The organism is Vibrio chagasii, from assembly GCF_002954585.1.
Taxonomy (GTDB): Bacteria; Pseudomonadota; Gammaproteobacteria; order Enterobacterales; family Vibrionaceae; genus Vibrio; species Vibrio chagasii_A.
Genome location: NZ_MSCI01000001.1, coordinates 1,236,922 through 1,250,242, shown reverse-complemented (window position 1 = coordinate 1,250,242; position 13,321 = coordinate 1,236,922). Strand labels below are relative to the sequence as shown.

Sequence of the window (13,321 nt, the reverse complement as noted above, 5' to 3'; positions counted from 1 at the left end):
AACAAAGAATAGTAGGAAGGCTCATGATGATAAACCGTGCTCCGTTAGAATTATTATCAAAAATTAATTGATAATAATGGAGCTATTAGATGTTGATTAACAAAGGTAATTGAACTTTAAAACCCGCCCGCCCAGGCATCGAAGTCATCAATATTGTCGAGTTCTTGCTGGCTTCTTGGGGCTGGGTAATAAGGCAGGGCTAATCTCACAACTGAAGGTAATAGCTCCCATTCTGGCGTCATCTTAAGGCGCTTCAATTCATCATTGAGACGAACAAACATATAGTAGCCGTCGCTGTGGGTATTGGCGTAGCTTACGATTGTGGCGATATCACAAGAAGGTAGTTTTACATCTCGGCCAAGTGGGTAGAGCTGATGAAGCGCAAAGCTTACTTTTGGATCTTGTAATTTGCCTTGTTTAAAGCGCTCTAGGCCAATAGCGGTTGAGGTCGTGTGAGGCTTCCAGCCTGTGAGGAACAAGCCACTCAAACTGTCTTGGAACGGCTTACCTTTTCGATTACCTTCATTGCTAATGAATTGAACCGTCAGTTTGTCTCCTGATTCTTCCAGAATTTCTAAAAAACTGTTCACCAGTGCGATCGACTAAAAGCTTCATAAGACATAAATACCATTAAGAATGAGATACGATAAATGGTACTACTTTTGGGTAGGATTGTGTAGGAGCGATCAACCCGTTCTTGCAAGTGCCGTGTCAAGATTGCCGTACTTATCATGATTGTACTGAGAACGAATACGCCGAGAGCAATTAGCCTTCGGCGCATTTATGAATTGGCTGTTAAAACCTGTGGCTTACTTAATACGGAATTAGCTTAACTCTTCCTCAACGTATTGAAGACAAAATGATTGAGCATGATCATCAATGTTAACTTGCTCGTTACCTCTCAACTCAAGGTACAGTGTGACTGCTTGTTTGAGTGCCGGGATCAATGCGTCACGTTCTGGCATCGCGACGGTTTTTACGAGTGCTTGCGCAAACTCAGGCAGTCGTTCTTCAATTTTCCTCACACCAGACGGCGTGAGCCCAGCTTGCTTTAGCGCCAGCGGAGATAGAACGTTTTGACGAATGAAAGAGAGAGACTCAACTGTTTCGAAGTATTCGCCACGAGCTATCTTGGTTGCGGCATAGTGCGTCCAAATCCAAAAACGATCTTCAATCCATTGCGGGTCTGGTTGTGGGTAGCGTGGTTCCGCGCTGCTGAACACATCGGTTAATAAGCTATCTCGTTCCCATAACACTTGGTTGTTATCAACTCGAACTGCTGCGTCTGGTAGCGAGACAAATTTGAAATCAACGTGAACAGGCTCTGGGCCAAATATCGACACAATTAAACGTGGCTCACCAACGTGTTCACCCGTGAAGGCAGCGACTTTACCGCCAATGCTATCAAGAATGTTGAACCGTTCTTTCATTACGCTTTCATAGTCGGCTGGGTTAACCGCGATAACAAAATCTAAGTCGCTGTATTTGTCCATCGAGTTAGCGCCAAAGGAGCCACTTGCGGCGATGCCACATATACGAGGATCTTGAGACAAGACATCAACCACTTTGATGAGAAGTGCTTTGTGAGGTGCTGGAAGAGTGCTTGGGTAGTTCATATTTTACCTATCTTAAAAAGTTAGAACTGCAATGCAGCTAGTGCGGCAAAATCAACGCAGCATTATAGAGTGTCAATGTTGGCTTAGCTTGTCAATGATTAGCTTGTGAGCAGAATTAGGAACGGCTTCGAGGAGAGAGCTGGGTTGCAGACTTTAGGTTTCTTAAGTAAAGGAGGCATGATGAGCCAACTCGATTTTGGCTCATCAACATCGATCATTAAGTGGCTTAACGCTTACGTAAATAGTGAGTAGTTACGATCTCATCGAGGTAAGTCGTGACACTTTTTAGCGTAAAGTCGAGAGGAGAGACTAAGTCACCAAATAGCGGAGCACCACCACCAAGAACGACAGGGATCGTCGAGATAATCAGTTCATCAACCAGGTCTTCTTTCAGGAAGTTTTGAATGGTCACACCGCCATCAATATACAGATTGTTAAGGCCTTTGCTGTTTAGATCTTCGATGATCTGAGTGAGTTCGCCCTTTATCAAGAACACTTTACCTTCAAGCTCTTTAGGCACTTCAGTCAACGTGTTACTCAAAACATAAACCGGTTTTGTGTAAGGCCAATCAATACCGAAGATCAGCACCATATCCATGGTGTTTCGGCCCATTACCAAAGCATCGATACGATCGATATGGGCGTTGTACCCCATGTCATCACCCTCTGGATTTGGGATGGCTTGTAACCAATCTAGACCACCGTTTTTGTCTGCAATGTAACCATCAAGACTCGTACCGATAAAGACAATATTTGACATTGTTAACTCCGAAATTGAACAGGAACTTGGCATTTACGCTGTATTAAATTAAAATATTCTACAGTGTAGAATATTTTAATTTAATAGGTGGTGTTATGACTGTCAAGGATCAAAAGCGAGGTCGACCAAAGAGTGGATCAAGTCAACTGAGTGCAGAAAAGATCTTAGATACGGCAAAGAGCATGATGCGTGAAGGCGGTAAAGTTCCGAGTATCAGAGGATTAGCCACAGAGCTCGGTGTCGATGCGATGGCGATATACCATTACTTCAAAAACAAAAATGATCTATTGGAGTCGATCACTGTCTCATTGGTAGGTGCAGTGGCACAGCCTGAGCAAAACCAAGTGTGGCAAGAGAACTTGTATCAGCTTAGCGTGAGCTATCTTTCAGTGTTGAATGACTATCGCGGGCTACTAGAAACTTTGCTGACGATGAAATCGCTTGGGCCCGTTGAAGTCTTTAGTGAGCGCTTTGAAGCGGTAGTGAATCCGTTAAATCTTACATCAGAGCAATCCGAAGATGCTCTTCATTTGCTAGTTGACTACTTGCATGGCTATGCGCTTGCATTGAACTGTAACCCGGATAGAACTGAGATTACGGTTGAGATGGTGAGAAAGCCTTTAGGCCTTTATTGCTTGGGTATCGAACAACTGAAAACGTCATGACCTTGTAGTCAGTATTGATGCCTGAATAGGTGAATTCGGTACAGTGTTCCTCATGATGAAGTCGCTAAGTTTTATTTATACTGGATAATTACCTATAAATTTCTGGATTTAGCAGTAATAATCAATGCATAACCTCGAACAACTTGGTCGTTGAAAAGTTGTCGAGGCCAATTCAAAGACCTCACCGTGAAAAGGAAGTCAAACACATGCCTGTGCTCCAACGCATCAGCTTAACCTTATTACTCGTCGCTGTACTCGGCGGCTGTTCTTCATTACCAGAAGGCATCGATCACCCGGCAGAACCGTACACTTCTTATGGACCTAGCGCTTTATCGGTTTTGGCAGATGAATATCAACCCGCATCAGAACAGGCGACAACCGCCGTTCGTTTACAAGAATCCGGTTGGGACGCTTTGGCTCAGCGCTTGGCATTAGTTGAAAGCGCAGAGCACACCATCGATATTCAATACTACATATGGAACTCGGATGAATCGGGCAAGTATCTCGCTAGCCGTTTGCTAGCCGCTGCTGATCGTGGTGTTAAGGTTCGAGTGATGTTGGATGACATCAACCTCAATGAGCGTGAAGGGTTATTGTCGGCACTCGACGCTCACCCGAATGTTGAGATCCGAATCTTCAACCCAACACCAACGCGCCGTGGTTTCAGTAAGTGGTTGAGCTTCCTTGGTGACTTCTCTCGTTTAAACCGTCGTATGCACAATAAATCCTTCACCGTAGATGGCACTTTATCTGTGGTGGGGGGACGTAATATTGGTGATGAATACTTCGACCTTTCTGACAAGATCAACTTCCGCGATCGCGATGTCTTGGTGATGGGCACGGTGGTTACCACTATCCAAACCAGCTTTATTGAATACTGGGACAGCCGTTGGTCTTATCCTGTCGCTATGTTGGGTGACGAAGAGCAACCGGATCTTTCAAAGATTGACGATATAACGGTTCCACAATACAAAAACTATCCAGAGTTACCATTAAATCGCGAAGCAGCAGATAGCCTACTGAAAAAGGCTCTTGATGAGATGACTTGGGTGAATGCTCGTTTCGCTTACGATCGCCCTGTGCCTGTCGATTCAGACAATACTGATGAACCCAAAGCAACGGCAGTTTTGTTAGGACAACTAGCAAGCGAGTCGAAACAAGAGATCTTGCTTGAGTCGGCTTACTTGGTATTCGATGATGGCCAATTAGATGAGTGGCAAACGTTGAATGACGAAGGCGTTGAGATAAAGGCACTGACCAACTCAATGGCGTCAAATGACTTGGTTACTAACCACTCTGCTTACGCGGGCAGACGCTACGATATGTTAGAGCATGGCATCGACCTATTTGAGCTAAAACCAGATTCCAAGTTGTGTGAAGCATCTACCCAAGACGTGTCTAAGTGTGCACCTGAGACAGCTTACGGTTTGCATGCTAAATCAGTGGTATTTGACCGCAGTATTGCGAGTATTGGTTCATTCAACTTCAACCTGCGTTCGACTTACTTAAATACGGAGTCGGTGTTAATCATCGAAAACAAAGCGATTGCTGAAACGCTAGCTGAAACTATCGAACAGGCAATGAGCGAAGACAACAGTTGGCGTTTGGAGCTAGAAGATGGTGATGTGTATTGGTATTCAGGTGAGCAAAGTTGGGACAGCGAACCAGAAACCGGTAAGTGGGAGCGCATGCAATCAGGTTTCCTACAGCTTCTCCCGATAGAGAAATACCTCTAAGAGAGTCGACCTCAGAATAAGGAAAAATGTCACCGTATAATGCGCTGACATTTTTGTTTGTGGTGATTGAAACTTAGCTTGTTTATCTGAGCTAGGTTTTGAACGCTACCTTTTAGTCAGTTGTTTACTGTTCAAGTACGGCAAAATATGTGGGCGAGATTCACCAGAGAGTTTCTGTGTGATCTGTTGTGACCAACTGCTTTGCTTTTGGTTACTTGAGCGGTTGGAGTAGTAGCTCTGCATTGAATCATCATAGCTAGCGATTTCATCTAGGCTTAATGGATGGTATTGGTTTTCGTGCATCACCACATGAGCTGGAAGTCGGGGTTTTATCTCTGGTTGCTGTGCAGGATGACCTAAACACATACCAAATAGCACGGCTGTGTGCTGTGGAAGTTCTAATAGCTCATCAACCTGTTGAGCGCTGTTACGTAAGCCACCAATGTATACGCCACCTAATCCCAATGACTCCGCTGCTAGCATACAGTTTTGCGCCATAATGCCAGAATCAACGGCGCCAATCAGGGTAAGCTCAGTAAAGTCGGTTTTTACTTCAGGGTTAATCTGGGCGTGGCGTTGATAGTCGATACAGAACACTAAAAACTCAGCGGCACTTTCCACATAAGACTGGTTGCCAGCGTATTCCGCTAGCAGTTTACGCTTGTCTTTGTCTGTTACTCTGATGATAGAAACAGCCTGCAGTAAGCTTGATGATGACGCAGCGAGACCTGCCTGGACAATTAAATCGAGGTGCTCTTTCTCTATTGGTTGATCGGTATACTGACGAATGGAGCGATGCTCCAAGATGGTCTCAATCGTACTATTCATAGCGCTCTGACTGTCCTTGTTTTTATGATGTATTACAAATCACCATAACGACATTTTTTAGTGGGGTAAACCTTTAACTCCGTAACGCATTTGTTTTTGAACTTGGAGCTTTTTTGCGTCCAAAGACTGGCTGTATATGTGTCGATTATAATGCACATACGCGGGCGACCGCTATGTGGGCATATTTTCATGTGCCAGTTGAGCAATTCCCTCTGGCCTTTGTTGATATCGCTAGCTGTAGTGAAAAATGAACGCTTCAATAGAGCAAGCGCCGCACAGATTCAATAGTAACACATTGATATGTCGTCAAAGTATTTAGCTTTTATGTAGACACTGATATTTCTAAGAGTGGGTTACGAGTCATTCTCTTCTTTTAGAAAGCCCCAAGTCGAGTGAATTAGAACTCTGCATCACATTTATTATAAATTAGTAGATATACCAATACACATCTATTTATATTGTGAATAGAATCTCGTTCTAGCGTTATTTTGACTATGTAATTGAATGAGAATTAAAATGAATTTGAAATCTATTTTTTTGGCTTGTCTGTCAGCAACGGCTCTTTCTGGTTGTTTGAGTGTCCCAATTGAAGAGCTACAACCAACAGCAGATCAAGAAACAATTGATACAGCTATTGAACACCTAAGCGATATAAAAGGAATGACGATTACAGAAAATGGCGTGATTTATTATGTCATTTCACTGCCTGGTGACTCTCGATGGTCAACAGCGCACATTTCGGAGTTGAGCTATCGTTATTCTTGCGAAGATCTTCGTTGGTTTGTTGATAGAGGTATGATCGTGAGAATTCGATTCCAAGGTAATAGTGGCACGACTCAAGACTATGACCTTGAGCGTTGTGAAACCGAAGTTCCAACAAAATTATATGAATCTAAGCAGTAGGTTATTAATCATCTCACATTGAGATTAAAGCTCCTCCTCTATCAATAAGTACATTAATACCCTCTCCATCTGGAGAGGGTATTTTATTTAAAATCTAAAAACTGATTCGACTATATTGTGGATTATCAACGAATGCTGACGTTGATACGCTTTGGTGTATCCAAGCACGCTCTGAGCTTGTAGACCGGAGAGACCAAGATGAAATATGTGGGAAAAGTATATCGTTACTGAGACAATTCAATTTACCACCCTCGATTTTGTAGGGGGATGTTGTAAATTTATGAATCTAAATTGTCTATATTCTATGCTGTGTACTGGATCTCATTTGTTATTTGAGTCCCTTGCTAAGGTTAATAATGAACGTGTAATACCAATCACTTTAATCAACTGAAGAGGTTTCTATGCTAGGTGAAAATCACTCTCTTGTTCACGAATTTCCTGAAATGAAAGACAAAATTGCTGAGCTTGCTAAAACTGATGATGGCTTTGCAACAGACATGAAGACATACGACAACCTTGATAAAGAGATTCGTAAACTTGAGCTGAAAGATTCACCCATTGATGATGTCTCAATGCACCAACTGAAGCACGACCGTTCTGTGCTGAAAGATGCGCTATATGCTCGCTTGAACAACTAGTGGACAGCATCTTTTAGATATCGACAATAAAAACTCCTTCGGGAGTTTTTTTGTTTGTAAGATATTGGTGCTTGCTTAAGTGATTGGGTGTGGTTTGATTACCCGGTAATAAAAAGCTTAGCGTGGGGGACGCTAAGCTTGGTTATTAATCAGGTTATTGAACTGTGCTTGTTGGTTGGTGGAGTTAGCCTACTTGAGAAAAGCTTACCACTTTACGTTGTAGCTTCTCTTTTAAGTAATCAGACAATGCTTGTTGCTCAGATTCGCTCATGTACAGGCCAAGCTTGGTTCTGCGCCATAAGATGTCTTCGTCTGTCATTGCCATCTCTTGGTTGATCAAGTAATCAATCTCAGCTTGGTAAACACCGTGTGCTTCGCTTGAGAACTGGATACCAAGGTCCGATTCACACGTAGCGCCTTCAAGTAGATGCCATGTGTAAGTACCAAATTGGGTTACGTAACGAAGCAGCAGTGCTTCGGATGCCCAAGGGTATTTCGTGTGCATCATTGTGGCAAGCTGTTCGCGGCTGCAGCTGAAGTTACCACCCGGTAGCGTGTCGTTAGCTGTCCAAGGTGCCCCCATATTTTTCAGGTACGGTTCTAGCTTGTTTACAGCTGCTTCACCAAGCTTACGATAAGTGGTTAGTTTGCCACCGAAAATAGAAAGTAGTGGCGCTTGGTCAAACTCAGCATCTAATTCTAATGTGTAGTCACGGGTTATTGCTTGTGGAGAGTCAGATTCATCATCGCAAAGCGGTCTCACGCCACTGAAAGTCCACACTACATCGTCACGCTCTAGTTGCTTAACAAAATGCTGGTTTACAATATCAATTAAGTAATCAACTTCTACATCGTCGATAGCTACTTCGCGAGGATCGCCTTTGTATTCAAGATCGGTTGTACCGATGAGTGAGAACTTATCTAAGTAAGGGATCATGAACACGATGCGGTTATCTTTATTTTGTAGAATGTAAGATTGTGGTTCGTCATGAACACGCGGGACCACAATGTGTGAGCCTTTGATTAGGCGAATATTACGCGGTGATGTTTGCTCCAAACCATCATCAAAGAACTGTTTCACCCAAGGGCCAGCTGCGTTGACCAACGCTTTCGCTTTGCGCTCAAAACGTTGGTTTGTCATCACATCAAGAATAGTTACATGCCAAATGTCGCCCTCACGGTGTGCTTTTTCAACTCGGCAGTAGTTGCGTACTTCTGCGTTGTTTTCTTTCGCTGCCAACACGTTCAGTAATACCATACGCGCATCATCTACCCAGCAGTCTGAGTATTCGAAACCTATTTTCATTTCTGGTTTCAGCAAACCTGATTGAGCCAAGTTCACCGTTTTACTTCCAGGAAGAGTCGTACGTTTGCCCAAGTTGTCGTAAAGGAACAAGCCACAGCGAATCATCCAAGCTGGGCGTAAAAATGGACGGTGCGGTAAACGGAAACGCATTGGTTGCGCAACATGAGGTGCTTTTCTCAGCAACACTTCACGTTCTGCGAGTGCTTCTGAAACTAAACGAAACTCGTAATGTTCAAGGTAACGTAAGCCACCGTGGATTAGCTTTGAACTTGCAGAAGACGTCGCAGAGGCGAAATCATTTGCTTCGTATAAACCAACGTTTAGACCACGACCAGCAGCATCTGCCGCGATACCCGCACCATTGATGCCGCCGCCAATAACGATTAAGTCTAGAGTTGAAGATGTACTATTGTTTGAATTAGTTTGTTGAGCACTCATAGTTTTGACCTCTTTCTGAGCGAACGAGCATTTTAGAACATAATTGAATCCTATATTAACTTTCGTTTGCGGTCATTCATTATTTTCGTTTATGCGCGTTTTATGTGATTTGCGCATAAAAAAACCTTCGCTTATGACAGCGAAGGTTCAAAATAACTCTTATTCGAGCATAGAAGTGATACTGTTCATGTTCAAGTACGACTTTCTAAGTAACAAAAGAGCCCATTATCGACAGAGTGATCTATCAATGGTGAGCTCTTCTAATGAACATGATTTCTGAGCGTTTTTTTATTCGTCCGACGCTAGTGGTTGAGAAGCAGTCTCGATCACTTCTAGTGGGATCGATGAATCCTTGAGGATGTTCAGGATCTCTTCTGGTGGTTGTTTATTCGTGAATACCATGTGTGCTTGAGAGATGTTACCCAGCTTCACCATTGCGTTACGACCAAACTTACTGTGGTCGACTGCCAGGAAGATGCTACGGCTGTTTTCAATGATGGCTTGCTTCACTCGAACTTCATGGTAGTCAAAATCAAGCAGTGAGCCGTCAAAGTCGATACCGCTGATCCCTAGAATGCCGAAGTCGAGGCGGAACTGCTTTACGAAATCGAGTGTTGCTTCACCCACGATGCCACCATCACGGTTTCTTACTTCACCACCTGCCAAGATAACTTTTATCTCTGGGTTTGGTAGAAGGATACTGGCAACGTTGATGTTGTTAGTCACGACTCTGAGTTGTTTGTGGTTTTTGTTCAGCGCGCGTGCCACGGATTCTGGTGTGGTGCCGATATCAACGAACAAGGTTGCACCATCTGGAATGTGTTTTACCAGCTCGTCGGCAATCACATCTTTTTCATTGAAGTTAAGCGCTTTACGCGTGTTGTAAGAGGTGTTTTCTGAGCTAAGAGGAATAGTAGCACCACCATGATAGCGACGGATTTTATTGCTATCAGCCAGCTCATTGAGATCTCGTCTGATGGTTTGTGGGCTAACATCGAACTTCTCTACGAGCTCTTCGGTGCTCACATATCCTTGTGTTTTTACCAGGTCTACAATCTGCTGGTGTCTTGGTATTTGCTTCACTTAACTTACCACTCCCTGCGCGCTGCAATACTTTAGCGCACCTAATTCTAAATATTACCTCGTTCTATTGTGCTCGAATTGATACTCAGAGAGAAGTAATGATGGTAAGGAATTATGTCTAAACCGCAAAAACGTTGATCAAAACATGAAAAAAAGGCCCCAAACGCAAAAAAGAGCACAAAATAGTGCTCTTTTTAGTTTCGTTTACTGAGGAACGAACAATTCAATCGAAAAGAGAGTGATTATTCGAACGCTCGATTTTACTCTTCGTCGTCATCGTGCAGTTCAGACCAAACTTGTGCACACTTGATAGCACGTTTCCAACCTTTGTAACGGCGGTTACGTTTCTCTTCATCGTGGTGTGGCAAGAAAGTACGGTCTAGTACTGCTTTGTCTTGAAGCTCATCGATGCTGTCCCAGAAACCAACCGCCAGACCAGCAAGGTATGCTGCACCCAGAGCCGTTACTTCAGTTACTTCAGGACGGTGAACTTCTGTATCTAGCACGTCTGATTGGAACTGCATTAGGAAGTTGTTCGCTACTGCACCGCCATCAACACGTAGGTTTGCTAGCTTGATGCCAGAGTCCGCTTGCATCGCATCCAGTACGTCACGAGTTTGGTAAGCAATACCTTCCAGTGTTGCACGGATGATGTGGTTAGAGTTAACACCACGAGTTAGGCCAACAATCGTACCGCGAGCGTAAGCGTCCCAGTATGGTGCGCCTAGACCGGTAAATGCAGGAACAACGTAAACACCGTTTGACGTATCGACTTTAGTTGCGAAGTATTCAGAATCTTCTGCGCCAGCCAGTAGTTTCATTTCATCACGTAGCCATTGGATAGATGCGCCACCCATGAATACCGCACCTTCAAGTGCGTAAGCTGGTTCGCCTTTAGGACCACATGCTAATGTCGTCAATAGACCGTTCTTCGATGTAACTTTCTCTTGGCCTGTGTTCATCAGTAGGAAACAGCCCGTGCCGTATGTGTTTTTCGCTTGGCCAGCTTCAACACACATTTGACCGTAAAGCGCTGCTTGTTGGTCACCGGCAATACCCGCGATTGGAATACGAGTACCACCTTTACCACCAAGGTTCGTTTGGCCGTAAACTTCAGAAGAGCGTTTCACTTCAGGCATCATAGATGCTGGAATACCCATCTCGTCTAATAGCTTGCTGTCCCAGCATAGGTCGTTGATGTTAAACAACATAGTACGTGATGCGTTAGTGTAATCCGTAACGTGTACACGGCCTTGAGTCATCTTCCAAACCAACCAAGTATCAACCGTACCGAACAGTAACTTACCTGCTTCAGCGTCTTCGCGAGCACCTTCAACGTTGTCTAGAATCCATTTTACTTTTGTACCTGAGAAATACGGATCAAGGACTAAACCTGTATTGTCACGTACGTAGTCTTCTAGGCCGCGCTCTTTAAGTTCTTCACAGATTTCTGCAGTACGACGACATTGCCATACGATAGCGTTGTATACCGGTTTGCCAGTCTCTTTGTTCCAAACGATAGTGGTTTCACGTTGGTTAGTGATACCGATACCCGCTAGCTCGTCACTGCGAATGCCTGCTTTAGCTAGAGCTTCAACCAATGTAGAGCTTTGAGTCGCCCAGATTTCCATTGGATCATGCTCAACCCAGCCAGCCTTTGGATAAATTTGAGTAAATTCTCGTTGAGAAGAGCTTACGATGTTTGCATCGTGATCGAGGATTACAGCGCGAGAGCTTGTAGTGCCTTGGTCTAGGGCAACAATGTATTTTTGCTCGGTCATGGTAAGAATCCTTTTTGTTCCGTTATTTATATTTTAGTAAATGTAAGGTTGCTTGGGGTTAAGCTTGAGCTTGTTCAGCTTCTTCTTCTGTTTCACATTGGTTTGGAATTGTGCAGCCTTGGCCTTCCACTGGTAGGTGAGCACCGATAACACGTGGGTACAACCAGCCACCAAAACACGCACCAGCAATAGGAGCAAGAATTGGAACGATGAAGTAAGGAATATCACGAGCACCGGTTAATGCAAAATCCCAACCTGCAAAGTAAGCGAAAAGCTTTGGTCCGAAGTCACGTGCTGGGTTCATTGCAAAGCCAGTTAGTGGACCTAGAGAGCCACCGATTACCGCGATAAGAATACCGATCAGTAGAGGGTTCATTGCGCCGCGTGATGCACCATTGTTTTCGTCACCCAGTGCCAGAATGGCGAACATCAATACTGCAGTAATCACGAATTCCACAGCAAAAGCGCCGAAGAAAGAGAGTGAAGCATGTGGGTAAGTCGAGAAGATACCAGCAGTTGATAGTGCGTCTTGGCTGCTACGAACAAAGTTATGAGCAATTTCGTAATCGGTGAACAAGTTGCTGTATAGGCTGTAAACCAAAGCTGCAGAGCAGAAGGCACCAAGTAATTGAGAGATGATGTAAGGCAATACTTTCGCCTTATCAAATCCATGGAACATGGCTAACGCAATGGTTACTGCAGGGTTTATGTGTGCGCCAGAAACGCCAGCTGTACAGTAAATTGCGATAGATACGCCGAAGCCCCAGATGATACTAACTTCCCATTGTCCGAATGTTGCACCTGTTAATACCAGTGCAGCCACACAGCCAACGCCAAAGAAGATGAGCAGGCCAGTACCGATAAATTCGGCGAGGCATTGCCCAAATAAAGAAGGTTGTTTGTTTGTTGTCATGTTCGAGTCCTTGTTATTTTTGCTTATCTAGCACGCGTATTGTGCATAAATTTGCGAACTCGAAAATAAACGAGCATTAAAAATGAGCGTTTGAGCATAAAATTGTTAATTAAACTGGCTTGAAATGTTAAACCGAACACTTTTGCTCGAAAAAGAAGCTTGTATGGATGCTATTGTGCGAATGTATGTCCTGTGAGGTCGCTAAAAGTACCTGTATGTAAGCAGATGCACAACTGGTACGAGGAGTTGATGGCTGGATTTGTGATGCTGATTCGCGAGTGGTGGTTTATTAAACTTGGATCTTGTGGACTTATCCGGGTTCTCAAATGTTGGAAAAGCGTTAACAAACAAGGATGTACTTAAGCTGTGAAAAAAAATGCCAGATCCATACTGACTCTGGCAATTCGCTTGGTCTATCGCTCAGTGGTGACTTAATTGAGAGCGCTAACTTTGCCTTGTGTTACAAAGTAGTCTCTTACAGCCTCCCGTTGACTTGGTTTTATCGAAAACACGCTCGAAAGGGCCAGCACTGCTATGGCTTGAACAAGCATTGAAAGGTCTATTAGACGAAGCATAAGCTGAATGAGACTTAAATTGGGTGAACCGGAATAAAGAAAAGGCTCACAAAGTAATTTGTGAGCCTTTCTGTTTAAA

General features: G+C 43.9%; 11 protein-coding genes and 2 pseudogenes. 5 read left to right on the top strand and 8 right to left on the bottom strand.

What is annotated here, in order from left to right:
- Positions 1 to 116 precede the first annotated feature (116 nt).
- The 3 genes and pseudogenes from BTO10_RS05865 to BTO10_RS05855 all read right to left on the bottom strand — a co-directional run bounded on the left by BTO10_RS05865 (position 117) and on the right by BTO10_RS05855 (position 2,409).
- A pseudogene (locus BTO10_RS05865) lies at positions 117 to 615 on the bottom strand (hypothetical protein).
- 209 nt (positions 616 to 824) lie between these two features.
- On the bottom strand, positions 825 to 1,616 hold the full coding sequence (locus BTO10_RS05860; RefSeq protein WP_105023903.1) for an oxalate:formate antiporter: 792 nt from the start codon (positions 1,614 to 1,616) through the stop codon (positions 825 to 827).
- 226 nt (positions 1,617 to 1,842) lie between these two features.
- Positions 1,843 to 2,409: a dihydrofolate reductase family protein gene (locus tag BTO10_RS05855; RefSeq protein WP_105023902.1), complete on the bottom strand. Its 567-nt coding sequence runs from the start codon at positions 2,407 to 2,409 to the stop codon at positions 1,843 to 1,845.
- 62 nt (positions 2,410 to 2,471) lie between these two features.
- Between BTO10_RS05855 and BTO10_RS05850 the strand changes: the two genes are divergently transcribed.
- Both BTO10_RS05850 and BTO10_RS05845 read left to right on the top strand, forming a co-directional pair.
- Positions 2,472 to 3,041, top strand: coding sequence for a TetR/AcrR family transcriptional regulator (locus BTO10_RS05850; RefSeq protein ID WP_105023901.1), 570 nt, complete (start codon positions 2,472 to 2,474; stop codon positions 3,039 to 3,041).
- Between the two features lie 206 nt (positions 3,042 to 3,247).
- Positions 3,248 to 4,777 carry a phospholipase D family protein gene (locus BTO10_RS05845; protein WP_105023900.1) on the top strand — a complete coding sequence of 510 codons (1,530 nt, stop codon included), beginning with the start codon at positions 3,248 to 3,250 and terminating at the stop codon, positions 4,775 to 4,777.
- 105 nt (positions 4,778 to 4,882) lie between these two features.
- On the opposite strand, the gene nfsA is transcribed toward BTO10_RS05845, so the two are convergent.
- The gene (gene nfsA / locus BTO10_RS05840; RefSeq protein WP_105023899.1) at positions 4,883 to 5,605 is read right to left on the bottom strand and encodes an oxygen-insensitive NADPH nitroreductase; all 723 of its coding nucleotides are present in this window, start codon (positions 5,603 to 5,605) and stop codon (positions 4,883 to 4,885) included.
- Positions 5,606 to 6,121: 516 nt separating this feature from the next.
- Between nfsA and BTO10_RS05835 the strand changes: the two genes are divergently transcribed.
- Positions 6,122 to 6,508 (top strand): hypothetical protein, encoded by a 387-nt coding sequence (locus BTO10_RS05835; protein ID WP_105023898.1) that lies wholly within the window; start codon positions 6,122 to 6,124, stop codon positions 6,506 to 6,508.
- Positions 6,509 to 6,909: 401 nt separating this feature from the next.
- Positions 6,910 to 7,146 carry a YdcH family protein gene (locus BTO10_RS05830; RefSeq protein WP_105023897.1) on the top strand — a complete coding sequence of 79 codons (237 nt, stop codon included), beginning with the start codon at positions 6,910 to 6,912 and terminating at the stop codon, positions 7,144 to 7,146.
- A 184-nt stretch (positions 7,147 to 7,330) separates the two neighbouring features.
- Here the strand turns inward: BTO10_RS05830 and glpD are convergent, their stop codons facing one another.
- The 4 genes from glpD to BTO10_RS05810 form a co-directional block, all read right to left on the bottom strand.
- Positions 7,331 to 8,890, bottom strand: a complete 1,560-nt coding sequence (glpD, locus tag BTO10_RS05825) for a glycerol-3-phosphate dehydrogenase (RefSeq protein ID WP_105023896.1) — start codon at positions 8,888 to 8,890, stop codon at positions 7,331 to 7,333.
- 288 nt (positions 8,891 to 9,178) lie between these two features.
- On the bottom strand, positions 9,179 to 9,973 hold the full coding sequence (locus BTO10_RS05820) for a DeoR/GlpR family transcriptional regulator (RefSeq protein WP_004740378.1): 795 nt from the start codon (positions 9,971 to 9,973) through the stop codon (positions 9,179 to 9,181).
- A gap of 260 nt (positions 9,974 to 10,233) precedes the next feature.
- Positions 10,234 to 11,754, bottom strand: a complete 1,521-nt coding sequence (glpK, locus tag BTO10_RS05815) for a glycerol kinase GlpK (protein ID WP_063524098.1) — start codon at positions 11,752 to 11,754, stop codon at positions 10,234 to 10,236.
- A gap of 58 nt (positions 11,755 to 11,812) precedes the next feature.
- Positions 11,813 to 12,667 (bottom strand): MIP/aquaporin family protein, encoded by an 855-nt coding sequence (locus BTO10_RS05810; protein ID WP_105023895.1) that lies wholly within the window; start codon positions 12,665 to 12,667, stop codon positions 11,813 to 11,815.
- 481 nt (positions 12,668 to 13,148) lie between these two features.
- Between BTO10_RS05810 and BTO10_RS05805 the strand changes: the two are divergent.
- Positions 13,149 to 13,244, top strand: a pseudogene (locus BTO10_RS05805) (LysR family transcriptional regulator); the annotation flags it as partial.
- Positions 13,245 to 13,321 lie beyond the last annotated feature (77 nt).

Excerpts from the sequence above, each read along its gene's own strand:
- BTO10_RS05860 (WP_105023903.1), bottom strand. The coding sequence starts at position 1,616 with ATGAACTACCCAAGCACTCTTCCAGCACCTCACAAAGCACTTCTCATC.
- BTO10_RS05855 (WP_105023902.1), bottom strand. The coding sequence starts at position 2,409 with ATGCCAAGTTCCTGTTCAATTTCGGAGTTAACAATGTCAAATATTGTC.
- BTO10_RS05850 (WP_105023901.1), top strand. The coding sequence starts at position 2,472 with ATGACTGTCAAGGATCAAAAGCGAGGTCGACCAAAGAGTGGATCAAGT.
- BTO10_RS05845 (WP_105023900.1), top strand. The coding sequence starts at position 3,248 with ATGCCTGTGCTCCAACGCATCAGCTTAACCTTATTACTCGTCGCTGTA.
- nfsA (WP_105023899.1), bottom strand. The coding sequence starts at position 5,605 with ATGAATAGTACGATTGAGACCATCTTGGAGCATCGCTCCATTCGTCAG.
- BTO10_RS05835 (WP_105023898.1), top strand. The coding sequence starts at position 6,122 with ATGAATTTGAAATCTATTTTTTTGGCTTGTCTGTCAGCAACGGCTCTT.
- BTO10_RS05830 (WP_105023897.1), top strand. The coding sequence starts at position 6,910 with ATGCTAGGTGAAAATCACTCTCTTGTTCACGAATTTCCTGAAATGAAA.
- glpD (WP_105023896.1), bottom strand. The coding sequence starts at position 8,890 with ATGAGTGCTCAACAAACTAATTCAAACAATAGTACATCTTCAACTCTA.
- glpK (WP_063524098.1), bottom strand. The coding sequence starts at position 11,754 with ATGACCGAGCAAAAATACATTGTTGCCCTAGACCAAGGCACTACAAGC.
- BTO10_RS05810 (WP_105023895.1), bottom strand. The coding sequence starts at position 12,667 with ATGACAACAAACAAACAACCTTCTTTATTTGGGCAATGCCTCGCCGAA.